At 46.6% G+C, this 232-nt stretch carries 1 protein-coding gene; it reads right to left on the reverse strand.

What is annotated here, in order from left to right; all coding sequences use genetic code 11:
- The coding region (locus ACP45E_RS02460; protein ID WP_198927674.1) for a hypothetical protein at positions 1–232 on the reverse strand (232 nt) is incomplete at both ends.

Here is a 232-nt window from a genome sequence, read left to right on the forward strand (position 1 = left end):
GTTCTTTCAGTCGCCATGATCTGACCATAATTAAGACCTAATGCTTTCTCTATCGCACGTGATACGTCTCGCGTAGAGGCATCCCACGCGAGTTCACCAGTTTCTACTTCAACGCCACCTGAGGGAGTAAACAAGAGCGTATACCCAGAGCCTGAAGTGATGCTTGGCCTAGTAATCGTCAGGATTTCATTATCACCCTGAGAGAGATCCAGCTGATAATTTACACCTGAAA

Source organism: Vibrio genomosp. F10 str. 9ZD137 (genome assembly GCF_049974785.1).
Taxonomy (GTDB): domain Bacteria; phylum Pseudomonadota; class Gammaproteobacteria; order Enterobacterales; family Vibrionaceae; genus Vibrio.